The organism is Paenibacillus praedii (assembly GCF_049725345.1).
Taxonomy (GTDB): domain Bacteria; phylum Bacillota; class Bacilli; order Paenibacillales; family Paenibacillaceae; genus Pristimantibacillus.
Map to the genome: position 1 here is coordinate 295133 of NZ_JBMWAM010000001.1, position 23401 is coordinate 318533.

A 23401-nucleotide genomic window follows, 5' to 3' on the forward strand; every position below is an offset into this window, starting at 1 on the left:
TGACACACCTGCATTTCTTGTTAACTTTCCTTACTGATCGGTTACGCAGAGAATACCTTGACTGCTCTGAAAATAGCAGCCGTCGTATCAATTTGAAAAATGCCCAAGAACGAATGATCTTCATTATATAATCGTACAAGTTGTCCATCATGCTTGTCCGAACCATGCATATGACCCTGTGTCAGGCTGATTTTCTGACCTAAAAGGGCAAGACGACCTACCGAGGTCGGAACAACAGCACGTTCCAAATGTGATATTGCTTCATCTGCTGCAATTAAATGACCTTCTAAGTTGCCATCCTTTTGAAGCTGTTCAATTTGATCCAGCGTCAAGCAGCTCTCTTTTGTAATGCCGCCAGACATTGTTCTCGTAAGATGAGCCATTGCAGCCGGCACTCCAAGCGCTTTCCCGATATCTACACATAAGGTGCGGATGTAAGTACCCTTAGAGCAATTCACTGTAAATGTAATTGTCGGCTTTTCTTGGTCCAGCTTAGCGTTCAGCAGTTCAATGTCATGTATGGTTACCTTTCTAGACTTGCGCTCAACTGTTTTTCCTTCTCTAGCAAGCTCGTACAATCGCTTGCCATCAACCTTCACAGCTGAATACATAGGTGGTACTTGTTCAATCTCTCCTTGAAACCGCTCGAGCACTTCCCGAACAGCCTTCTCTGTAATGCTATGGACAGATTGCTGCTCAATAATTGTCCCGGTCAGATCCTCTGTATCGGTGGCAACTCCCAACTGTAATACAGCTTCATAGGCTTTGGGCCGCTCCTGCACATATTCAACGACTCTAGTCGCCCGTCCAAGACATAAAGGCAATACTCCTGTAACCATTGGATCTAGTGTGCCCGTATGGCCTATTCTCTTCATCTTCAGCAATCGCCGTACCTTTGCAACCACATCATGAGAAGTCCAGCCTTCAGGCTTCCATACCGCCAAAATGCCGTCCATCGTTTAAATCAACGCCTTTCTAACTGCTTCCACCAGCTGCTGTATGGCATCCGGCAAAGGTCCGTCAAGCCTGCATCCTGCAGCTCTTACATGTCCGCCTCCGCCGAAGGTTTGTGCAATAGCGGCAACATTAGCTTTACCAGCAGAGCGTATGCTTGCTTTCACAGCGCCGTCTTCTGACTCCTTAAACAAAATGCCTACCTCAACACCGTCAACGTTAAGCGCATAATTTACTATTCCTTCAAGATCCTCACGCACAGCACCGGTTTCTTGCAAATCGTCTTTGCCAATATACACCCATCCGATTTCAAGATTGTCCGAAAACGTAAGCCGGCTCAAAGCGATCTGCAGAAGCTTCAGCTTGGCTAGTGTCATTTTCTCGAGCAAATGATCGGCAAGCTCATTTCCAGAAACGCCAATCGCAAGCAGCTGCGATGCGATATTCATCACACGCGGACTTGTATTGGAGTATCGAAAGCCTCCTGTATCCGTTAATAAACCTGTATAAATCGCAGTAGCACAATTTAGATCGAGTGTGATTCCCGCTCTCTCAATGAGATCAAACAGGATTTCAACTGTAGCAGCTGCTTCAGCCCTTATGACATTTAAAGCACCAAAACTATTGTTCGTAGGATGATGGTCGATATTAAGCAGCTTTGCTTCATGAGCAAAGCTGCTTGTTACGTCGCCAATACGTCTGTAATCTGCGCAGTCAATCGCAATGACGGCATCGAACTTTTGTTCAGGTGGAGCTTGCTTATAATTAACGATGGATTCGAAATTATCCAGGAAGCTAAGCCTGGAAGGCAGCTCGCCTTCATTGATCAACACCGCTGACTTGCCCAGCTTCTGAAGCAGCCAGCCTACGACTAACGTAGAGCTGATTGCATCACCGTCAGGCTGAACGTGCGACACAACAAGGAAATTATTCGCATTCCTCATGAACGCATACGCTTCATCCAACTGCTTCAAATAGCTTTCGGGCATCGTCATCGTGATTCGTTCCCGCTGTTGATATTGTCAAGAAGGGCTTCAATCCGGCTGCCATACTCAATGCTGCTGTCAAACTTGAATAGCAGCACAGGCGTGTGGCGAAGTCGCATTCGTTTGCCGAGCTCTGTACGGATAAAACCTGTCCCGCTTGCTAGTGCCTTAAGCGTCGCTTCCTTCTGCTCATCGCTGCCAAGCACACTGAGATATACTTTAGCCTGTGATAAATCGCTTGTTGTTTCTACACCAGTTACCGTTATGAACCCGATCCTTGGATCCTTAAGTTCAGTTTGAATAATTTGGCTCAGCTCTTTTTTAATCTGTTCGCCGACCCGTCCTACCCGAATTTTCGCCATGCTATACTCACCTCTCTACGGTTTCCATGACAAACGCTTCGATCGTATCTCCTTCTTTTACATCGTTGAAGCGATCAAGCGTAATTCCGCACTCGTAACCTTGTGCAACTTCCTTAGCGTCATCCTTAAAGCGTTTCAAGGAATCAATTTTGCCTGTGAAGACGACGATGCCGCCGCGGATAAGACGCGCTTCCGCATTACGTGCAATTTTACCAGAGGTAACCATACAGCCGGCAATCGCGCCAACCTTTGTTACTTTAAATACGTTACGAACCTCAGCATGGCCAATTACAACCTCTTTGTAGATCGGATCAAGCATACCCTTCATCGCTTGCTCAATCTCATCGATAACGTTATAAATAACTCTGTGCATACGCACATCAACTTTTTCCTGCCCAATCGTTGCTTCCGCTTGCGGATCAGGACGAACGTTAAAGCCGATAACGATGGCGTTGGAAGCCGATGCAAGAATGATATCTGATTCCGTAATCGCGCCTACACCGCTGTGAATGATTTTAACGCGAACGCCTTCAATATCGATTTTTGCAAGCGAGCCTTTCAGCGCCTCCGAAGAGCCTTGAACGTCTGCTTTGATAATGACGTTCAGTTCTTTAATTTCACCATCTTTGATATGGTTATACAAATCATCAAGCGTTACGCGGGTATTAGCTCCCATTTCGGATTGGCGGTGCTTAATCGAGCGGCGATCAGCAATATCACGCGCTTTGCGTTCGTCTTCGAATACCATAAACGGATCTCCCGCTTGCGGCACTTCCGTTAGACCCGTAATCTCTACAGGCGTAGATGGTCCAGCCTCTTTTAAGCGGCGGCCTTTATCGTTGACCATAGCTCTTACGCGGCCGAAGCAGTTACCCGCTACGAAGGCATCACCAATTTTAAGCGTTCCGTGCTGAACGAGGATACGCGCCACTGGACCTTTACCTTTGTCAAGCTCTGCCTCGATTACTGTAGCACGAGCACGTTTAGCCGGGTTAGCTTTATAATCATTAACCTCTGCTACTAGCAGAATCATTTCCAATAACCCTTCGAGCCCAATGCGCTGCTTTGCGGATACTTCGACGAAAATGGTATCGCCACCCCACTCCTCAGGCACGAGTTCGTATTCTGTCATCTCTTGCTTAATTTTGTCCGCATTCGCTTCAGGCTTATCAATTTTGTTGACAGCAACAATGATCGGTACGCCCGCTGCTTTCGCATGATTGATTGCCTCAACAGTCTGAGGCATGATGCCGTCATCCGCGGCAACAACAATGATCGTAATATCGGTTACCTGTGCACCGCGCGCACGCATCAGCGTAAACGCTTCGTGACCTGGTGTATCCAGGAACGTAATCTTCTTATGATTAATTTCAACTTGGTAGGCACCGATATGCTGCGTAATGCCGCCAGCTTCGCCGCCAGTTACATTTGTTTTGCGAATCGCATCAAGCAAGGTCGTTTTACCATGGTCAACGTGACCCATGATCGTCACAACCGGTGGACGAGCCACGAGATCCTCCTCCTCATCCGTCTCTTCAACGGTTTCGAAGGAATCTTCCTCTACTGGGATTTTCACCTCAACCTCAACGCCATAATCAGAAGCGATCAAATGGATAGCATCCATGTCGATCTCTTGGTTGATTGTAGCCATTACGCCAAGGAAAATCAGCTTCTTAATAACCTCAGAAGCATCCTTGTGAAGCAATTTCGCCAAATCGCCAACGGTCATTGTGCCGCGGACGATAATTTTCTTAGGCGTATTGTCAATCTTCTCACGTGGAGGCTGCTGCTGGAATCGTCCACCGCGGCCTTTTGCTCCTCCGCGATTGTTCCCTTTGAAGCCGTTCGGCTTGCCATCATCAAATCGGTTTTGGCCTGGTCTTCCTTTACGGTTAGCCCCATCATTACTTCCACGAGCTTGCCCCTGTGCCGGTCTCGAATCGAAGGTACGATTCTGCCCCTGTGCTGCTGGACGATTAGCTCCATCCTGACGAGGTGCGCTTGGACGGCTGCTGCCGCCTTGGGTACCTTGTCCGCCTTGCGTGCTGCGGTTCTGGCCTGACGGTGCAGGACGATTAGCGCCGCCTTGACCTTGACCTCCACGATTATTGCCATTATTCGATTGTCCTGGACGATTGCCTTGGCCACCTTGACCTTGGCTGCCGCGATTTGCTCCCGCATTTCCTTGCGAAGGACGGTTGCTGCCGGTTGGCTGCCCCGGACGGTTGTTTTGCTGACTTGCTGGTCGCTGTTCACTTTGTTGTTGGTTGGTTTGTGTTTTCGTATTAATAGAATTCATAGGCCCCTGTCTGTCTTGATTAGTATTTTTATTATCCTGTCCTGATTGTCCCTGCGGCTTCCGGTCCTGCTGCGCTTCCGGCCGGTTAGCAGTTGGCTGAGCGGAAGAAACGGAAGCCGTTGTGGTGTCCTGCGCCCTTTTTGCCGCAGCGTTTTGCTTAATGTTGCGGAAAAAGCCTTCCACCTTATTGACCATCTCATTTTCCATGACACTCATATGGTTATTAACCGGTAAATCCAGCCGTTTAAGAATCGTGATGATTTCTTTGCTGCTCATATTGATTGACTTTGCATACTCGTATACCCGCAGCTTATCTTTATTTTCGTTATTGTCTTGTTTATTGACCAATATGATCCACCTCCGTATTATGACTCAGATGATTCGCAATCATTTTTCCGAATTGCGCATCAGTTACCGCCAGCACAACGCGTTCGGGCTTTCCAATCGCCTTTCCTAGCTGCTCACGGTCGAATGCTTCGGCGAGTTGTATACCGTAGGTGCTGCATTTGTCACGAAACTTTTTCTTTGTATTATCTGAAGCATCTCCTGCAATAATAACAAGATACACTTGCTTGCTTCGTACCGCTTTCAGAACAATTTCATCACCGGTGATCAATTTTCCGGCACGCATCGCCATACCGAGCTGCGATAAGCTCTTATTCTGCTTCATCGCTGATCAGCTCCTTGTTTGCCTTGAATTGTTCTTCAACCGCTATAAAATCACGCTCTAATTGATCATAAATATGATCTCCAACAGGCTGTTTGAGCGCCCGATCAAGCGCCCTCGACTTTTTGGCAAGTTTAAAGCAGTTAACTTTTCCGCACAAATAAGCACCACGGCCCGCTTTCTTGCCTGTCAGGTCAATTTGCACCTCTTCGGCCGGTGTCCGTACTATCCGTATGAGTTCCTTCTTCGGCATCATCTCCTGACAAGCGACGCATTTGCGAAGCGGTACTTTTCTCGGTTTCACCGCACACCCCTCCTCTGCCAGCTGAATTGACTTTTATCATAATGAATTAATCGATAGAAACGGAGTCTTGGTGCATAATCGTCGTGAGCGACTTCGGACGGCCATATTCCTGTTCGGCCTGCGTCTCGCTCTTGATATCGATTTTCCACCCTGTGAGCTTCGCGGCAAGTCTAGCGTTCTGACCTTTAATACCGATTGCAAGTGACAATTGGTAATCAGGAACAATGACTCTAGCCATCTTCTCTTGCTCGAACACAATAACCTCAAGCACCTTAGACGGGCTAAGTGCGTTTGCTACGTACTCATTCACATTTTCCGACCAGCGAACGATATCGATTTTCTCGCCTTTCAGCTCGTTAACGATCGTCTGAACGCGCATTCCCTTCTGCCCAACACAAGAACCGACAGGATCGACCTCAGAATTACGGGAATGAACGGCGATCTTTGAACGGAACCCTGCCTCTCGCGCCACTGAACGAATTTCAACGACACCATCGTAAATTTCAGGCACTTCTAGCTCGAACAATCTCTTCAACAGGCCTGGATGCGTACGCGATAAAATAATTTGAGGACCTTTAGTCGTATTTTCTACTTTCGTAATATACGACTTCACACGATCGCCATGCTTAAATTTATCGGTAGGCATAAGCTCTGTCAAAGGCAGTACAGCCTCGACCTTTCCTAAATCCACGAATAAATTCCGAACATCCTGCCGCTGAACAATACCGTTCACGATATCCTCTTCTTTGTCGATAAATGCGTTGTAAATAAGTCCCCGCTCCGCTTCGCGGATACGCTGCGTAACGACCTGCTTCGCCGTTTGGGCTGCGATACGTCCGAAATCACGGGGGGTTACTTCAATCTCGGCGACATCGTCGAGCTGGTAATGAGGATTGATCTCGCGGGATGCCTCAATCGTAATCTCAAGCCGGGGATCAAGAACCTCATCTACGACGGTTTTGCGGGCATATACTTTGATGACGCCAGTATGACGATTGATATCAACGCGAACGTTTTGCGCCGTATTAAAATTCCGTTTATAACTCGAGATAAGTGCGGCTTCGATCGCCTCCAGAAGCACGTCCTTGGTAATCCCCTTATCTCTTTCAATTTCCTGTAACGCTTCAATAAAATCCATGCTCATCGGAATGGAGCTCCCCCTTTCATATTCTAAAACGAATGGATGCTACTATTTTTAAAACACGATTGCAAGTCTAGCGCTGGCAAATTTCGCATAAGGAATTGTATGCTCCTTCTTGCCAGTGCGGACAACCGCGTTTTCTCCATCAAATGAAAGCAGCAGCCCTTCAAATTCCTTAGCGCCGCTAATCGGTTCATATGTTGTTACGTAAATATGCTTGCCGATTGCCTTGCGTACATCTTCTTCCTTCTTAAGCGGGCGCTCAGCGCCAGGCGAGGATACCTCAAGAAAATAGGCATCAGTGATTGGATCATTCTTATCCAGCTGCTCACTGACATATTCACTAATCCGGCCGCAGTCATCGATATCGATTCCGCCTTCTTTATCCACGAATATGCGCAGGAAATAGTTGCTGCCTTCCTTCACATATTCAATATCAACCAGTTCAAATCCATTGCTGCTGAGGTAAGGGCTTATCATTTCCTCAACGGCGGTTTTGATTTTGGATGTACTCAAATTCAGTTGACCTCCTGTTAATAAACGCTATGCGATTTTGTCGAATACAAAACGTAAAGAGTGGGTTTCCCCACTCTTCTGCATTAAAGTCTTTATCTTCATCATTGCCAGAAAAATTATAACATAACCGCTTTAGAGTGACAAGAAATCTTTTCTATATCTCGTGCGCCTAAAACAAGGAAAGCTGGTTGGATTCCGGCAATCCGCGGAAGCAGCCCATGCTGCCAAGCACCTCAATAATCGTCTTTGTCGCCTTGGATTTCATCTGGAAATCCTCGATTGACAGAAACTCTCCATAATCCCTTGCAGCCGCAATATTGCGCGCGGCATTATCACCAATTCCGGCGATCGCGGCAAAAGGAGGAATAAGCGAATCTCCATCTACCTGAAATTTTGTCGCATCTGAACGATATAGATCAATCGGCTTGAAGGAGAAGCCCCGTGCTGTCATCTCAAGCGACATTTCCAGCTGAGAGACCATATTCTTCTCTTTAGGCAAGGCATTAAAGCCCTTGGCTTCGATCTCGATAAGCTTGCGTAAGATGGCATCATAGCCTTGGCACAACAGCTCCAAATCAAAATCATCCGCTCTTACCGTGAAGTAAGTGGCGTAATATTCAATTGGATAATAAAGCTTGAAGAAGGCGGTACGAACAGCGGAAATCACGTAAGCTGCGGCATGTGCCTTCGGGAACATGTACTCGATGCGCAGACAGGAGTCAATATACCATTGCGGCACCTTGCAGCGTTTCATCTCCTCAATCCACTCTGGCGTCAGCCCTTTGCCCTTACGAACGCTCTCTGTAATTTTGAAGGCAAGACCCGCATCCATGTCGGCTCTATAAATCAAATAAAGCATAATGTCATCACGACAGCCGATAACCGTTTTAATGTTGCAGGTGCCCTTCTTGATAAGCTCCTGTGCATTGCCGAGCCATACGCCCGTTCCGTGTGACAATCCGGAAATTTGCAGCAAATCGGCAAAGGAGGAAGGCTGCGTTTCCTGAAGCATCTGACGCACGAATTTCGTCCCCATCTCCGGTACACCGTAGGTCGCGACAGATGAACGTATTTTTTCACCCGGTATGCCCAGCGCCTGCGTGGAGTTGAACATGCTCATCACCTTCGGATCGTTCATGGGAATTGTCGTCGGATCAACACCTGTGAGATCCTGAAGCATCCGCATCATCGTCGGATCATCGTGCCCGAGTATGTCGAGCTTGAGCAAATTTTCATCAAAGGCATGGTAGTCAAAATGCGTGGTCTTCCATTCCGCATTCACGTCGTCCGCAGGGTATTGTACCGGCGTAATATCCTCAACTTCAATATAGTCCGGAACAACCACGATGCCACCTGGATGCTGACCGGTGCTGCGCTTAACACCTGTACAGCCGCTTGCAAGTCTTGCCAGCTCGGCCCCGCGCCATTTCTTGTTATGCTCTTCTTCATATTTCTTCGCGAAGCCATAAGCGGTTTTCTCTGCCACTGTACCGATCGTGCCCGCACGAAATACACTTTTCTCTCCAAACAGCTCTTTCGTGTAGTTATGAGCGATCGGCTGATAATCACCGGAGAAGTTAAGATCGATATCGGGAACCTTGTCCCCCTTGAATCCCAGGAAGGTTTCGAACGGTATATCCTGTCCTTCACCCTTCATCGGCTTCCCGCAGTTCGGACAATTTTTGTCGGGCAAGTCAAAGCCGCTCGGTACGCTGCCATCCAAAAACCATTCGCTGTGGCGGCATTCCGGATTTTTGCATAAATAGTGAGCAGGCAAAGGATTAACCTCAGATATGCCAAGGAAGGTAGCCACCACCGAAGAGCCGACCGAGCCCCGTGAGCCGACGAGATAACCGTCCGCATTCGATTTTTTAACAAGCTTCTCGGAAATCAGGTAGTTGGCCGAAAACTTATATTTAATAATAGGAACGAGTTCTTTCTCCAAACGGTCAATGACGACCTGCGGCAATTGTTCGCCATACATTGATTTCGCTGTTTCGTAGCAGGTGTTACGAATTTCCTCATCGGCGCCATCAATATTCGGAGCAAAAAGTCCGGTCGGGAACATATCATAAGGCTCGAAGCGATCAGCGAGCTCATTCGTATTTGTCACGACGACCTCGCGAGCTCTTGCTTCACCCAGGAAAGCAAACTCCTCCAGCATTTCATCCGTTGTACGGAAGTGAGCATCCGGCTTACGCTGTGCTTTAAGCGGACTGAAGCCCGTTATACCGTTAATCGTTATATCGCGGTACATTTTGTCACGCGGGTTCAAATAGTGCACGTTACCAGTAGCAATAACAGGCTTGCCAAGCTCATCGCCAATTTGGCAAACACGTCTTAGCGCTTGCTCGATTTCAGCACGACTGCCAACCAAGCCCTTTTCTACGAGGTGCATGTAAAAATCGATGGGCTGAATTTCAAGCACATCATAAAAGCGGGCAACCTCGACCGCCTCTTCATAAGATTTGTTCAGTACCGTTTCAAAAAATTCACCCTTCTCACAGCCGGAAATGACAAGCAGCCCTTCGCGCAATTCGACAAGCTTACTCTTTGGTATCGTCGCTACCCTCTTGAAATACTCTGTATGGGATATCGAAATGAGCTTGAAAAGGTTTTTCTTGCCGACAGCGTTTAATGCATAAATACTGGAATGAAAAGGGCGTGAATTCGACAAATCGATACCTACATAATCGTTAAGCTGATGCAGATTTGTAATATTTCGTTCTGCTGCATCGGCAATTAGACCATAGAGAATGCCGCCGAGCGCAAGGGAGTCATCGACTGCACGGTGATGATTCTCAAGGCTGATTTTATATTTGTCTGCGAGCGTATTAAGACGATGGTTTTTGAGAGACGGATGAATGAAACGTGCCAATTCCAGCGTATCGAGCACTGGGTTTTTCACTTCCGGCATGCCTAGCGCCTTGCAATTTGCTTGGATAAAACCGATATCAAAACGCGCGTTGTGCGCAACAAGCACATCATCCCCAATGAATGCTATGAACTCCCGGAGCTTCGGCTCAAGCTCTGGCTGGCCTCTAACCATATCGTCAGTAATATTAGTCAATTGCGTGATATGATATGGAATTTTCTCAAGAGGATCAATTAGTGTGGAGAAGCGATCAATCTCTTTACCGTCACGCATCTTGACACCGGCAAGCTCAATAATCTTATTGTTGATGACAGATAAGCCTGTCGTCTCAATATCGAATACGATGTAGGTCGCCGTTGCCAACGGTTCAGGCCGGGATGCAAGCACCATCGGCACCGCATCGTTCACGACATTGGCTTCAACGCCGAACAACACTTTAATGCCATGTTTTTTGGCTGATTTGTTGGCATCTGGATAACACTGGATATTGCTGTGGTCCGTTATAGCGATAGCCTTATGTCCCCACTTTGCCGCTGTCTTGATGTAAGTGTCTACTGGCGTAATGCCATCCATCACACTCATCGTCGTATGGAGGTGAAACTCCACGCGCTTCTCCTCCGCTTTATCCATGCGGTCTGCAGGAGCTCTAACCTCATGCAAATCATTAGGCATCATGACAAGCTCAGGCTCCTGCATGAAGCGATCGTATTCAATACGGCCTCGAGCCTTAACCCACTTGCCATTTGCTATTTGGCTTAAAATTTTAACGTCATCCTTCGTTTTCGCGAACATTTTCATCGCGATGGAGTCGGTGAAGTCGGTTAAATTAAAGGTGAATAATGTACTGCCATTGCGAAGCTCCTTGACATCCAGTCCGAAGACGGCACCTTGTACCGTAATCTTCTTCTCTTCTTCTATAATATTCATAAGAGGCACGGGTTCTTCTCTAATATCATAACCGACCGCTAATCGCACTTCGCCCTCGTCCACATTCTCCGCTTCAGTCTGTGAATTATCCATCATCTGCTGCACAAATTCGCGTTCTTCCTGCACGATTCGGAGATTGTATTCGTCAATGATTTCCTGACGCGACTCATTTACGATCATTTTCACTTTGCAGGTTCGTTGGAAAAAAGAATTGTAGAATCGAACGATGGCCTCATCCACACGTTTTTTGCGAGCAAGCTCTAGTCCGGTGTTGTCCAGCAGCGACAACGTCAGTACGTCCCCTTCGACGGTTATGCTCGCTTTTTGCAGCCAACCATTGACAGAGGCTATCTCATGCTGCGCCCATTCCATGAACAAGCCCCAGTATTGCATAACGATGGACTCCGTTTCGACTACGGAATCGTATTGCATCAAAAATGTAATGTCCGCAATATGCGAAAATTTCGTGCGAACAGCCTGACAAAGGCCGTTATACGCCTGTAAAGGAACCATGGACGTTTTGCGTATGCAAAACGTCCATTTCCGGTTGCTTTTACTTACAATAACCTGATCGATATATCCATCTTGAAAATATTGATTAATAAGTTCCTGCGGCAGCTCTGCTTGCTGCAATAAAAGCTCAAAGCGCTGCCGCTTGTCTGCGGTCTGAGTCATATGATCTCACTCCTTAAGATCCGAACCGAACTAGCTTCAGTCCTTAATAAGCTCTTGCGAACACGACAGTATGCTTAGCGGGATCGCCGCATACGAGACAAGTTTCCTTGTGAACCGATGGTTCGAATGGAATATTCCGGCTTGTCGCCCCTGTTTCCTCTTTAACCTGCTTCTCGCAAGCTGCAGAGCCGCACCATCCAGCTTCGACAAAGCCGCGCTGCTCCTCAAGAAAGTCCTTCATTTCATTTAGCGTATCGACTGAACGAGAATTATCAATACGGAATTGCTTTGCCCGATTATACATCTCCTCATGCGTCTCCGCTAAGAAAGCCTCAACCTCAGCAACTAGATTCGCTTGCTGAACGATCCGCTTCTCACCAGTAATACGGGAAACAAGCACAACTTGTCCATTCTCCATATCACGCGGTCCAAGCTCAAGTCGAAGCGGAACGCCACGCATTTCATATTCATTAAACTTCCAGCCTGGGCTCACATCCGCGCGGTCATCGACACGAACACGAATACCTGCTTTCTTCAGCTCCGCATACAGCTCGTCCACACGTCCTACGACCTGCTCGCGCATTTTCGCTGGTCCGATCGGAATCATAATGACCTGTGTCGGCGCTACCTTCGGCGGCAATGCCAGTCCACGATCATCTCCGTGCACCATAATCAGAGCGCCAATCAAACGCGTACTTACCCCCCATGAGGTTGTATGCGCGAATTGCAAAGTATTCTCGCGGTCTAGAAATTTAATGTCAAAAGCTACCGCAAATTTTGTACCAAGATAATGAGACGTTCCAGCTTGCACAGCCTTGCCGTCCTTCATCATCGCTTCAATGGAATACGTATCCACTGCGCCCGCGAATCTCTCCGAAGGCGTCTTCTCGCCTTTAATAACCGGAATGGCTAGAAACTCTTCAACAAACTGCGTATATACCTCAAGCATTTGCATCGTTTCCTGACGTGCTTCTTCTTCGTTCTCGTGAGCCGTATGGCCCTCCTGCCATAAAAACTCGCTCGTGCGAAGGAATGGCATCGTCCGTTTCTCCCAACGGACAACGTTCGCCCACTGATTAATGAGAAGCGGCAGATCGCGATAGGATTGAATCCATTTGGAATACATATGGCCGAACATCGTTTCCGAAGTCGGACGAATGGCGAGACGCTCCTCAAGCTTCTCTCCCGCAGCCTCTGTCACCCAAGGAAGCTCTGGATTAAAACCTTCTACGTGCTCCTTTTCTTTTTGAAAGAAGCTTTCAGGTATAAATAAAGGGAAATAAGCATTGCGGTGCCCGGTCTCTTTAAATCTGCGATCGAGATCACGCTGAATATTTTCCCAAAGCTCATAACCCTCCGGGCGGAATACGATGCATCCGCGTACGGGTGAATAATCCATGAGCTCTGCTTTTTTGATGACGTCAATGTACCATCTTGAGAAATCTTCGCTTTGCGGTGTTATTTCTGTAACGAACTGTTTGTCTTTAGACATGAGCGACTAATTACTCCCCTCTTACCAATCGTAAAATATCATTATAGGTAACTACCAGCATCAGCAGCATAATTAACGCGAAGCCGATGAAGTGAACCAAACTTTCCCTGCTTGGGTCGATAGGACGACGGCGAATTGCCTCGATCCCAAGAAAAATAAGGCGGCTTCCATCCAGCGCCGGAATCGGAAGAAGATTAAATATCCCCAAATACAGGCTAAGCAGCGCAGTCCAGGATGTAAGCTGCGCAATCCCTTGCTGGGCGATTTGACTTGTCACCTCAGCCGTACGTACGGGACCACCCAAATCATCCAGCTTGAACTCTCCGAATATAAGCTTTTTAAAGCCTTCAAAAATGCTGATCGTCATATTTTTCATAAGACTGGCCGCGCCCGTAAATGTTTCTGAAAAAGTGGCCGCTCGTGTTGGTAAAGCTGCTGTAATCCCTACCTTGCCTACTCCCTCATCATTCGGCGTAGGAGTGAGAACAATTTTCTGCTCTTGACCATCACGAATTATATTTAAAGTTACAGCTTCATTCGGTGATTTTCCAATAATATCAATCATTTTATCAAAATCGGCACCGATCTTAACCCCGTTTACCGAATCGATGACATCGCCTTTTTGAAGATTTGCTTGATCCGCAGGCATCCCTTCCGTTACTTCATTCACGAAAAGCTTGTCAGGGTTGTCGACCACGACTCCCGCCATCTGAATATAGACAGCAAACAAAACAAATGCAAGGACGAAGTTCATCATCGGACCTGCAAAAATAGCAAGCGCACGCTGTGCGACCGTCTTGCTTCCGAACTGTCTATCAATTGGTGCGATTTGCGTTTCTTTCCCTTTTGAAATCATCAAAGCTTGAGGATGTACCGAATAGCTCTCTTGATCGCCTTCAACATCCAAAGCGACGGACAGCTTGCGCTCCAAATCAATGTTGATAACTTCGCCGCGAATAACACCGCTCCGCTCGTTAAGTCGATCCAAATAAATCCTTGTGATTACATTGTCCTTGACACGTACAGCTATGGTTTGTCCAAGCTGTACCTCGACAATTTCGGGATCCTCGCCCGCCATGCGCACAAAACCGCCTGCTGGGATAAGTCTTAGCGTGTATCTCGTTTCTCCTCGTTTTAACGAAAATAACTTTGGCCCGAAGCCAATAGCAAATTCTCGAACTAATATCCCCGCTCTTTTTGCGAAATAGTAATGACCCCATTCATGAATCGTTACAATAACGAAAAATACGAGCACCGTCAAAAAGACGACCTGAATCATGTGCATTAAGCTGAAGCCTCCTGTTCATTACGGCCTGTACCCTGTACATAGATTATCATTATTCTCCCGTCCGATACAAGAGAACCAGCAATTGACCGAATTAAACGGATTCCGCCAGCTTACGTGCCCAAGCGTCTACTTCCGCAATAATCTGAAGGTCGATTATATCCGTTGCCACATGTTTGCTGACTACCGTCTCTAATATCCGCTCGATATCTAAAAACGTTATCTCACCTTTGAGAAAACGAGCCACCGCTACTTCATTGGCCGCATTGAATACCGCTGGGGCGGACTGGCCATTTCGGCCGCATTCAAAGGCCAGTCGCAAGCATGGATATCTCTCAAAATCCATTTCGCGAAAGTTCAGTCTACCTATTTCGGCCAGCTTTAGCCGCTCAGTTGGCGTTGTAAGCCGATTGGGATAGGTTAACGCATACTGAATCGGAACTCGCATATCCGGGAGACCGAGCTGGGCCACAACACTATGATCAACAAATTCCACATAGGAATGGATAATACTTTCCGGATGAATAATGACATCTATTTGATCATATGTAACATCAAACAGCCATCTGGCTTCGATGACCTCCAGCCCTTTGTTCACCATCGTCGCTGAATCAATCGTAATTTTAGCGCCCATCGACCAATTCGGATGATTAAGCGCCTCCGCAACGGTTACTCCTTCGAGCTGTTCTCTGCTGCGATCGCGGAACGAGCCTCCGGAAGCCGTTAACGTGATTTGCTTCACTGCTTGTCGACTCTCACCATTCAGGCATTGGTAGATCGCCGAATGCTCACTGTCTATTGGCAAAATCGGTACATTGCGCAATCGAGCACGCTCCATAACGAGATGACCGGCAGTGACCAGTGTTTCTTTATTGGCTAAACCAATTGTTTTTCCTGCATCGATAGCAGCTAATGTTGCCGGAAGCCCTCTGCTCCCCATAATGGCTGTCACGACGATGTCAGCATCAGTTCCTGCCGCAATCTCGATTAAACCCTCTTCACCGTATACAACTTTTGTAGCAGCTGGCAAATGCGGACGAGCCGCCTCCGCATCCTCTTTGGTTGCAAGACTTACAATGCCAGGCTTAAATTGGTTTGCTTGCTTAATAAGCAAATCAACATTTGACCCTGCAGATAATCCAACAACCCTGAAGCGTTCTGGATCATGAGCGATAATGTCTAACGTTTGTGTTCCAATAGAACCGGTAGAACCTAATATACTAATTCTCTTCATGCGAAAATCCTCCTGAATTATACAGGGATCAGCCCCGTCAGCAGCAGCAGCGGAAATACAATTAACCAGCTGTCACAACGATCCAATACACCGCCATGTCCCGGAAGCAGCGCACCTGTATCTTTAATATCTCGCACACGCTTGTAAGCTGATTGAATTAAATCTCCGAACTGTCCCGCAATTGCTGCAAGCAATCCGATAAGTAATGCCGCTGATAGAGAGATCAGCTCCGGTGCAGCCAACGCAAATGCAGCAGAGATAATTAGTGAAAGCAAAACTCCGCCCAATGCTCCTTCTATCGTTTTATTCGGGCTAATTGAAGGCCAAAGCTTCGTTCTGCCTAAAGCCCTTCCAAAAAAATAAGCGCCGATATCTGAAGACCAAATACACCCAAAGGAAAGAAATGTCCAAAACAATCCGTGTTCCCCTGCTTGTCGAACTTCAATCATAGCCGCAAATCCATAGCCAACATATAAAGCGCCTAGCAACATGAGCGCGGCGCCATCGATGGTCGTTTTATTTTTCGTAACAACGGTTAGCGCAAGCAGCAAAAAGGCCAGCATCCAAAGAAATGTTAATGGCGATGGCATAACCATTCCCCAGTCGGACCACGGAAGCACGAAAAGCAGCACGCCTGCATAACCAAGCAGTGAAGCTGGATGCGTCCATGCTGCCCCATTCATGCGCACATATTCAGAAAACCCGATAATAGCAAGCAAAATGAGTAATCCGGTATAAAACCATCCGCCTATTCCAGCTAAACCAATGAAAAATGCGCCTGCTAAAACACCCGTAATTATTCGTTGTCTCAATGAAAAGTCACACTCCGTTACTTGAAGCTACAATCCACCATATCGACGTGCACGGCGCTGATATTCCATAATCGCTTCTTGAAAATGCGCTTCCGTAAATTCAGGCCAATATACATCCGTAAACCACAACTCACTATAAGCAAGCTGCCACATCATAAAGTTACTTAATCGCAGCTCTCCACTTGTACGAATGAGCAGATCAGGATCAGGCAAATCCGCAGATAGCAAACGATCCGCCATAACTTTATCGTCAATATCTTCAATATTTATTCGTCCTTGTTGAACCTCAGCAGCGATTTCTTTGACTGCTTCCAGCATTTCTTTCCTACTGCCATAATTTAAAGCGAAATTTAAAATCAAACCGGTATTACCCGCTGTTTTTACAATTGCCTCTTCTAACGCACTAATCGTATATGGCGGCAAGCCCTCTTTGTGGCCCATCATTCTAACCTGGACGTTATTGGCGATGAGCTCCTCTAATTCAATTTCCAAAAATTGCTGAGGAAGCTTCATGAGGAAATCCACTTCTTCCTTGGGTCGTTTCCAGTTTTCTGTTGAAAACGCATATAACGTCAAATATTTGACGCCCAGCCGGTCTGCCGCCATCGTAATTCGCTTGACCGCCTTCATACCGGAGTGATGACCTGCCACTCGTGGCAACCCACGATTTTTAGCCCAGCGACCGTTTCCATCCATAATAATGGCAACATGCTCAGGCACGTTCTGAAAGGCTTCTGGATCAGCCGGCTGTAGGGACGATTTGCCAAACTTGGCCCAAAGTCGCTCGATCATCTAACTTCCTCCCAACCAAAATCAAAACCAAACCCCACCTATCGGAGGGGCCCAGAGTATTATTATACTTCCATAATTTCTTTTTCTTTAGCTGCTAACACTTTATCCACTTCTGCAATAAATCTGTCGGTTGCCTTCTGGATATCCTCCTGATGACCACGCGATTCATCCTCAGAGATCGTTGTCTTCTCCAGCTTCTTCACCGCATCATTCGCATCACGGCGAATATTACGGATAGCCACCTTTGCGTCTTCACCAAATTTCTTCGATGTTTTCACCAATTCAGCACGTCTCTCTTCCGTAAGCGGCGGTACAGAAATACGGATCGCTAAGCCGTCATTTGATGGATTTAGCCCAAGATCTGATTTCATAATCGCCTTCTCAATAGCACTTAATGAAGACTTATCCCATGGCTGAATGAACAATGTACGCGAATCCGGAGTGTTTATATTGGCTAATTGATTAAGGGGAGTCATAGCTCCGTAATATTCAACCTGTATACGATCAAGCAACGCAGGATTAGCTTTACCAGCCCGCAGTGAGGAGAAATCACGTTTCATTGCGGCAATAGCCTTATCCATACGCTCTTCGGCATTCTTTTTAATTTCTTGCGGCATTATTTCGCACTTCCTCTCACAATCGTTCCGATTTTCTCACCAAGGACGACGCGTTTAATATTCCCCTTCTCCGTAATGGCGAATACAATTAGAGGAATATTGTTATCCATACAGAGTGAGGATGCAGTAGAATCCATAACACCTAGATTGCGATTAAGCATATCGAGGTAGGTAAGCTCCTCATACTTCTCTGCTGTATTATCTTTGAAAGGATCAGCCGAATAAACGCCGTCCACCTTATTTTTGGCCATCAAAATAACTTCCGCTTCAATTTCAGCCGCACGTAAAGCTGCAGTTGTGTCAGTGGAGAAGAACGGATTACCTGTGCCCGCAGCAAAAATAACAACGCGGCCTTTCTCAAGGTGACGAATAGCACGGCGTCTAATATAAGGCTCGGCAATTTGTTGCATAGCGATTGACGTCTGAACGCGGGTAGGCACATCGATTTGTTCCAGTGCGTCCTGAAGCGCCAGTGAATTCATTACAGTAGCCAGCATTCCCATATAATCAGCTGTTGCGCGATCTATACCTTTTGCTGTTCCGGCGATTCCACGCCAGATGTTGCCGCCTCCGACAACAATTGCCACTTCAACACCAAGCGCAATTACTTCTTTAACCTGATCAGCTATCGAAGAAATGACAGATGCTTCTATGCCATAACCTTCCTGTCCAGACAGCGACTCACCACTTACCTTCAAGACGATACGTTTAAACACAGGTTGCTCCAACGTCTATACCTCCATCATGCACCTCAATTGTCGAGGTTATCAAATATGTTCTAATCATACAAGCAGGCGGGGCGGACGCCCCGCCCCGCCTGTGCGTTCGGATTAAAGTTTTGCTTGAGCCATAACTTCTTCAACGAAATTGTCTACTTTTTTCTCAAGTCCTTCGCCAAGCTCATAACGAACGAAACGACGGATGGAGATATTCTCGCCAATTGCACTGATTTTTTCATTCAGCAATGTCGAGATCGTTTTGTCTGGGTCTTTGATGAAGGATTGCTCAAGCAAGCAATATTCTTCATAATATTTTGAAATGCGGCCTTCAACCATTTTCTCAACGATGTTAGCTGGCTTGCCTTCGTTAAGTGCTTGAGCCTTCAAAATTTCGCGTTCTTTCTCAAGCTCATCGCCAGGAACTTCTTCACGACGAACGAACTTCGGATTAGCTGCCGCAATTTGCATTGCAACATCTCTTGCAAAATCGCGGAATTGGTCCGTTTTTGCAACGAAGTCTGTTTCACAGTTTACTTCAACGATAACGCCGATACGGCCGCCTGCGTGAATGTAGGATTCAACAACGCCTTCTGTTGCAATACGTCCAGCTTTGTTAGCTGCTGCCGATAGACCTTTCTCACGAAGCAGGGCAATCGCTTTTTCAATATCGTTATTTGTTTCGTCAAGAGCTTTTTTGCAATCAAGCATTCCTGCTCCTGTTCTTTCCCGTAGTTCCTTTACCGCGCTAGCACTAACTGCCATAGTAAACCCTCCTATTATTTTCACGATGCCATTCTGGCTTCGTTATAATCAGATGTCAGAATTGAATTGCGTTCAAAAAAAGGGCAGTGAGAGGTTTATCACCATCTGACCACCCTTTGTTGACTTTCTAACTAAAATTAAGCTGTTGTTTGTTCGCCTTGATTAGCTTCAACGATTGCGTCAGCCATTTTCGACGTCAACAACTTAACCGCACGAATTGCATCATCGTTACCAGGGATTACATAGTCGATTTCATCCGGATCACAGTTTGTGTCCACGATGCCAACGATTGGGATACCCAGTTTACGAGCTTCAGCAACCGCGATACGCTCTTTGCGCGGGTCGATAATGAACAGCGCGCTCGGCAGGGATTTCATACCTTTAATACCGCCAAGGAATTTTTCCAGACGATCTTTTTCTTTACGAAGAATAATAACTTCTTTCTTAGGAAGAACCTCGAAAGTGCCATCCTCTTCCCATTTCTCTAACTGCTTCAAACGATCGATACGCTTTTGAATCGTTTGGAAGTTAGTCAAAGTTCCACCCAACCAACGTTGGTTGATGTAGAAGTTACCGCAACGCTCTGCTTCTTCTTTAACAGAATCTTGAGCTTGTTTTTTTGTTCCTACGAAAAGCATAGTGCCGCCTTCAGCAGCGATCGATTTAACAAAGTTGTACGCTTCGTCAACTTTCTTAACCGTTTTTTGCAAATCGATAATGTAAATCCCGTTTCTTTCTGTGAAGATATAACGATCCATCTTCGGATTCCAACGACGAGTCTGATGACCGAAGTGTACCCCAGCTTCTAGAAGCTGTTTCATGGAAATAACCGCCATTTCTCCAACACCTCCTGTTATGGTTTTTTAGTGCTCCTCCGCATGTCGCATCTTTCGTCAAAACTTCCGCCGGGCGGAAGCACCAATTGACAAAATTGACCTGCGTGCGTTTTTAACACCGTCAATTAATATACCACAAATACATATTCGGCGCAACAATAGTTTCATAAAAAGAATGCCTACTTCGACTTAATGTCAGTAGTGATAGCTACTGCCTCTGATCTCGTTAGCGGCTCGCTGGTCACGATCTTAACCGCCTGATCAACTGTTATCGCTTCAGGAAACAAAAAATAACCGGCGCGAACCAGTTTTTTTGTTGATTTCATTTGTTTAATAAATGCTGCCTGATCATCAATAATATTGTATTTTGCTAGACGCTTAGCTGTATTGGTCAAATTTAAGCCTTCTTCAATTCGGATAACATGCTTCGCAGGTATTGTTTCCGATTTTTTTTCAGCAGCAGTAGCGGCCTGCTCCTTCTCCTTAGCACCTTCTGTATTGCTCGATGCAGGTTTAATCGAAGGAGACGGGGATGGCTGCACTTTGGTTACTTCATCTGATTTTAATTGCTCGTCAATTTTTGCGGAATCGCGCTCGGCCTCAATCATAGCATCTACTTCATCCTGCGTATAAAGCTTATCATTTAGTTCTTTATCGATATTTTGCAGATTCTGATTGGATTGCTCTCCCATTAACATAAGCTGAAAAAGCAATGCTCCAATAATAATCCCGGACCCCAGTCCAATGAGAAACATTCGATTTTTAAGCACGTGAGCCCCCCTCCTGCTTCGCCAGCTGAATGATGAGCTGCACCTCGCCTTTATTCATACCAAGCTTTTTCGAAATCATCTCAATAGATTTTCCCTGGTCGTAGAGCTCAAATAACTCCGAGTATCGCGCATGAATCGAATTTACAGTCGGCTGCTCGACTAATACGGGTGGAGGAACCTGTTGCTCTGCTGCTTTCCTAGAAGGGTGAATGGCTTTCGGCTCGTCAGAGAAGTAAGGTGTCTCCGGCTTGCTTGCAAACGCAGCACTTCTCTCAAGCGCAAGCTGCAACTGCTCCGTCTGTTGCTCATATTTCCGCTCAAGCTCTTTCAGACGCAATTCCATTTTATCGGACTCTGCCTTCGCCTCCTGCTGTGCCCGCTTTACCAGCAGCACAAGCTCGTCATTATCCTTCTCCATGTTTTCCATAAACTGCTCTAATGCAGTTTCCATGTTTTGGACAGCATGTTCTGGAATGGCCGAATCTACTTTCTTACGCGGTAGAGCTAGGGCGCCTACAATGACAACTGCACCAAGTAATAGGATATAATGCAAATATGGCTGCAACGTTTTGTACCCGCCTTTCTAATAGAAGCTTCCAGCCTTACAGCTTCATATCAAAGTTATGTCCTTTATACGGATGCGCAGGCTGCTCATCGGCCTCCGACTCCTCAACCTTATCTCTACGCTTCCTGTTGGAATGCTCATTTCCGTTATGTCCATCCTGCTCACTGCGTACCTGAAGGCCTGTTGTATGCTCAACTTCCGTGTTCTTGCTTCTTAGCTCCTCTGTAAGCTTGGCTGACTGGTTCGCCAGCATATTCTGATCTGCAACAGGCTTATGAAGAGCATGTCCATGCTGACCGCTAAATTCTGGCGTACGTGGTATAGACATTTGCAAATGAATAGGCTTGAATGTCATTTCCGCTCACCCCTTCTCGAATTAATCGGCGTTGCTAAGAAGTAAATGGAACAAGCACAATATCCCCCTCTGAGTAACGGAACGATACGCGCTGTGCAGAATCCTTAACAAATTTAGTGTATCTGCCAATCACGATTTTAGTGCCGCCAAATACAGTATTCGAAACATTTACCCTGGAGCTTTCTGAATCCTCAAGCGTTTTCTCAATTTCAAGAATTTTCTCCTTGGCTTGATCGTTTTCAAGAATCGTTTGCCGCTTTGTTGCTGTAAGCTTGATTCGCATAGCAAGTCGATCCGAAGACAATTGGTCTGCTGCCGCCAACTGATCCAGTATAGTAAGGGCTTTATCTGTTTTGTCCAGATTTTCCATGCCTTGCTTGAGCTTCGTCCTTAGCTCTGTGAGTTCAGATCTATGCTCCGGCTTGACACCGACCTCTATAGTTGTTGTTGTGGACATAGAGTTTCCAATCGTACGGGCGCTGACAAGATCACCAGCTTGAATAAGTCCGCCGACAATCAAGCCTTTTGCTCCTGAACAAACAACATTTTTACCTGCTTTAATATGTGAGTGCATAATACTTTGCGATACCAGCACTTCTTCACCTGCGATAACGTTGCCGTCTTGAACGAAGGAGCTTCGAACATTGCGCCCTGCCTTGACATAGCCTTTATTACCAGCCAAAAGCCCTCCGGTTATCTCAACAGAGCCATCCGCTTCGATTTCCGCGCCTTCAACGCCTCCAATGATTCTAATGTCTCCAGAAGCTTTGATACGAAAACCGCTAAGGACATTGCCGCGAATGATAACCGTGCCGACAAAATCAATATTTCCAATACTGTAATCAACATCACCATTAACTTCATATATCGGAAACACATTGATCTTTTCATTGTCCGTTAACGTAACTAGTCCGTCAATAGCCGCGTACATAGCTGTCTGATCGTCATTAACAACGACATTCTTACCGACCTTAAATCTAACCTGCTTGCCCAGCTTAGGAGGAATCTCTTCACCCGTAACCATCTTCCCCGGTGCGCCTGGCAGCGGATCGAAGCGCTCTGCGATCAAATGACCTCGCATCACGTTTTTGAGCTGAACGACTTCCTTAAAGTCTACCTTCCCGTCCTCTAGCTCGGCAGGACGATTATATTTTTTTTCCATATTAAAAACAAGCTTTACGAATCCATCCTGGCCTGCAGTAACCGCATCCCCTTGCGCAATCAACGTTTGCTCCTTATAATAGGCAAGAGGATTCGAGGCTATTTGTTTTAGCAAATCGCTCCTTAGTCCATAAACAACACCATTACTGCGAATAAAGTCCTCCAATTCCTTACTACTGCAACTAAATTCATCCGAAAAACGGTTAAAAGTTAAAAAGGCGGACAACTTATCGGCTGATGTCTGGATATGAAGGTATGTTTCCAATTGTAGATTACCCACCTAGCTCCCCCCCTT

General features: G+C 46.5%; 22 protein-coding genes. All 22 read right to left on the reverse strand.

Going from position 1 to position 23401, the window contains the following annotated elements; genetic code table 11:
- Positions 1 to 41 precede the first annotated feature (41 nt).
- The 22 genes from truB to ACO9K6_RS01545 all read right to left on the reverse strand — a co-directional run bounded on the left by truB (position 42) and on the right by ACO9K6_RS01545 (position 23386).
- Positions 42 to 956 carry a tRNA pseudouridine(55) synthase TruB gene (gene truB, locus ACO9K6_RS01440; RefSeq protein ID WP_424765747.1) on the reverse strand — a complete coding sequence of 305 codons (915 nt, stop codon included), beginning with the start codon at positions 954 to 956 and terminating at the stop codon, positions 42 to 44.
- Positions 957 to 959: 3 nt separating this feature from the next.
- The gene (locus ACO9K6_RS01445; protein WP_424765748.1) at positions 960 to 1949 is read right to left on the reverse strand and encodes a DHH family phosphoesterase; all 990 of its coding nucleotides are present in this window, start codon (positions 1947 to 1949) and stop codon (positions 960 to 962) included.
- Entirely contained in the window at positions 1946 to 2302 is a 357-nt protein-coding gene (rbfA, locus tag ACO9K6_RS01450) for a 30S ribosome-binding factor RbfA (RefSeq protein ID WP_424765749.1), read from the reverse strand. Before rbfA ends, ACO9K6_RS01445 begins: the two co-directional genes overlap by 4 nt.
- A 7-nt stretch (positions 2303 to 2309) precedes the next feature.
- The gene (infB, locus tag ACO9K6_RS01455; protein WP_424765946.1) at positions 2310 to 4877 is read right to left on the reverse strand and encodes a translation initiation factor IF-2; all 2568 of its coding nucleotides are present in this window, start codon (positions 4875 to 4877) and stop codon (positions 2310 to 2312) included.
- Between the two features lie 61 nt (positions 4878 to 4938).
- A complete protein-coding gene (locus ACO9K6_RS01460; RefSeq protein WP_424765750.1) occupies positions 4939 to 5271 on the reverse strand; it encodes a L7Ae/L30e/S12e/Gadd45 family ribosomal protein in 333 nt (110 codons plus the stop codon).
- Positions 5258 to 5572 carry an RNase P modulator RnpM gene (gene rnpM / locus ACO9K6_RS01465; protein ID WP_424765751.1) on the reverse strand — a complete coding sequence of 105 codons (315 nt, stop codon included), beginning with the start codon at positions 5570 to 5572 and terminating at the stop codon, positions 5258 to 5260. The genes ACO9K6_RS01460 and rnpM overlap by 14 nt, the downstream gene beginning before the upstream one ends.
- Before the next feature lie 46 nt (positions 5573 to 5618).
- A complete protein-coding gene (nusA, locus tag ACO9K6_RS01470; RefSeq protein WP_424765752.1) occupies positions 5619 to 6716 on the reverse strand; it encodes a transcription termination factor NusA in 1098 nt (365 codons plus the stop codon).
- A 51-nt stretch (positions 6717 to 6767) separates the two neighbouring features.
- Positions 6768 to 7229 (reverse strand): ribosome maturation factor RimP, encoded by a 462-nt coding sequence (gene rimP / locus ACO9K6_RS01475; protein WP_424765753.1) that lies wholly within the window; start codon positions 7227 to 7229, stop codon positions 6768 to 6770.
- Positions 7230 to 7398: 169 nt separating this feature from the next.
- Positions 7399 to 11706 carry a PolC-type DNA polymerase III gene (locus ACO9K6_RS01480; protein ID WP_424765754.1) on the reverse strand — a complete coding sequence of 1436 codons (4308 nt, stop codon included), beginning with the start codon at positions 11704 to 11706 and terminating at the stop codon, positions 7399 to 7401.
- Between the two features lie 43 nt (positions 11707 to 11749).
- A complete protein-coding gene (proS, locus tag ACO9K6_RS01485; protein WP_424765755.1) occupies positions 11750 to 13198 on the reverse strand; it encodes a proline--tRNA ligase in 1449 nt (482 codons plus the stop codon).
- Between the two features lie 10 nt (positions 13199 to 13208).
- Positions 13209 to 14483: an RIP metalloprotease RseP gene (gene rseP, locus ACO9K6_RS01490; RefSeq protein ID WP_424765756.1), complete on the reverse strand. Its 1275-nt coding sequence runs from the start codon at positions 14481 to 14483 to the stop codon at positions 13209 to 13211.
- Positions 14484 to 14577: 94 nt separating this feature from the next.
- Complete coding sequence (locus tag ACO9K6_RS01495) at positions 14578 to 15717, reverse strand: 1-deoxy-D-xylulose-5-phosphate reductoisomerase (RefSeq protein ID WP_424765757.1); 1140 nt, start codon at positions 15715 to 15717, stop codon at positions 14578 to 14580.
- Positions 15718 to 15734: 17 nt separating this feature from the next.
- The gene (locus ACO9K6_RS01500; RefSeq protein ID WP_424765758.1) at positions 15735 to 16529 is read right to left on the reverse strand and encodes a phosphatidate cytidylyltransferase; all 795 of its coding nucleotides are present in this window, start codon (positions 16527 to 16529) and stop codon (positions 15735 to 15737) included.
- A gap of 27 nt (positions 16530 to 16556) precedes the next feature.
- Entirely contained in the window at positions 16557 to 17321 is a 765-nt protein-coding gene (locus tag ACO9K6_RS01505) for an isoprenyl transferase (RefSeq protein WP_424765759.1), read from the reverse strand.
- A gap of 62 nt (positions 17322 to 17383) precedes the next feature.
- Positions 17384 to 17938, reverse strand: a complete 555-nt coding sequence (gene frr / locus ACO9K6_RS01510; protein WP_424765760.1) for a ribosome recycling factor — start codon at positions 17936 to 17938, stop codon at positions 17384 to 17386.
- Positions 17938 to 18666: a UMP kinase gene (gene pyrH / locus ACO9K6_RS01515; protein WP_424765761.1), complete on the reverse strand. Its 729-nt coding sequence runs from the start codon at positions 18664 to 18666 to the stop codon at positions 17938 to 17940. Before pyrH ends, frr begins: the two co-directional genes overlap by 1 nt.
- 102 nt (positions 18667 to 18768) lie before the next feature.
- The gene (gene tsf / locus ACO9K6_RS01520; protein ID WP_424765762.1) at positions 18769 to 19419 is read right to left on the reverse strand and encodes a translation elongation factor Ts; all 651 of its coding nucleotides are present in this window, start codon (positions 19417 to 19419) and stop codon (positions 18769 to 18771) included.
- Between the two features lie 137 nt (positions 19420 to 19556).
- Positions 19557 to 20255 (reverse strand): 30S ribosomal protein S2, encoded by a 699-nt coding sequence (rpsB, locus tag ACO9K6_RS01525; RefSeq protein ID WP_424765763.1) that lies wholly within the window; start codon positions 20253 to 20255, stop codon positions 19557 to 19559.
- A gap of 179 nt (positions 20256 to 20434) precedes the next feature.
- The gene (locus ACO9K6_RS01530) at positions 20435 to 21025 is read right to left on the reverse strand and encodes a hypothetical protein (RefSeq protein WP_424765764.1); all 591 of its coding nucleotides are present in this window, start codon (positions 21023 to 21025) and stop codon (positions 20435 to 20437) included.
- The gene (locus ACO9K6_RS01535; RefSeq protein WP_424765765.1) at positions 21018 to 21590 is read right to left on the reverse strand and encodes a DUF6115 domain-containing protein; all 573 of its coding nucleotides are present in this window, start codon (positions 21588 to 21590) and stop codon (positions 21018 to 21020) included. Before ACO9K6_RS01535 ends, ACO9K6_RS01530 begins: the two co-directional genes overlap by 8 nt.
- A 37-nt stretch (positions 21591 to 21627) precedes the next feature.
- Entirely contained in the window at positions 21628 to 21945 is a 318-nt protein-coding gene (locus tag ACO9K6_RS01540; RefSeq protein ID WP_424765766.1) for a hypothetical protein, read from the reverse strand.
- 34 nt (positions 21946 to 21979) lie between these two features.
- Positions 21980 to 23386 carry a DUF342 domain-containing protein gene (locus ACO9K6_RS01545; protein ID WP_424765767.1) on the reverse strand — a complete coding sequence of 469 codons (1407 nt, stop codon included), beginning with the start codon at positions 23384 to 23386 and terminating at the stop codon, positions 21980 to 21982.
- Positions 23387 to 23401: the final 15 nt, after the last annotated feature.

Coding starts and splice junctions, on each gene's coding strand:
- truB (WP_424765747.1), bottom strand. CDS start 956: ATGGACGGCATTTTGGCGGTATGGAAGCCTGAAGGCTGGACTTCTCAT.
- ACO9K6_RS01445 (WP_424765748.1), bottom strand. CDS start 1,949: ATGACGATGCCCGAAAGCTATTTGAAGCAGTTGGATGAAGCGTATGCG.
- rbfA (WP_424765749.1), bottom strand. CDS start 2,302: ATGGCGAAAATTCGGGTAGGACGGGTCGGCGAACAGATTAAAAAAGAG.
- infB (WP_424765946.1), bottom strand. CDS start 4,877: ATGAGCAGCAAAGAAATCATCACGATTCTTAAACGGCTGGATTTACCG.
- ACO9K6_RS01460 (WP_424765750.1), bottom strand. CDS start 5,271: ATGAAGCAGAATAAGAGCTTATCGCAGCTCGGTATGGCGATGCGTGCC.
- nusA (WP_424765752.1), bottom strand. CDS start 6,716: ATGAGCATGGATTTTATTGAAGCGTTACAGGAAATTGAAAGAGATAAG.
- ACO9K6_RS01480 (WP_424765754.1), bottom strand. CDS start 11,706: ATGACTCAGACCGCAGACAAGCGGCAGCGCTTTGAGCTTTTATTGCAG.
- proS (WP_424765755.1), bottom strand. CDS start 13,198: ATGTCTAAAGACAAACAGTTCGTTACAGAAATAACACCGCAAAGCGAA.
- rseP (WP_424765756.1), bottom strand. CDS start 14,483: ATGCACATGATTCAGGTCGTCTTTTTGACGGTGCTCGTATTTTTCGTT.
- ACO9K6_RS01495 (WP_424765757.1), bottom strand. CDS start 15,717: ATGAAGAGAATTAGTATATTAGGTTCTACCGGTTCTATTGGAACACAA.
- ACO9K6_RS01505 (WP_424765759.1), bottom strand. CDS start 17,321: ATGATCGAGCGACTTTGGGCCAAGTTTGGCAAATCGTCCCTACAGCCG.
- frr (WP_424765760.1), bottom strand. CDS start 17,938: ATGCCGCAAGAAATTAAAAAGAATGCCGAAGAGCGTATGGATAAGGCT.
- tsf (WP_424765762.1), bottom strand. CDS start 19,419: ATGGCAGTTAGTGCTAGCGCGGTAAAGGAACTACGGGAAAGAACAGGA.
- rpsB (WP_424765763.1), bottom strand. CDS start 20,255: ATGGCGGTTATTTCCATGAAACAGCTTCTAGAAGCTGGGGTACACTTC.
- ACO9K6_RS01540 (WP_424765766.1), bottom strand. CDS start 21,945: ATGACATTCAAGCCTATTCATTTGCAAATGTCTATACCACGTACGCCA.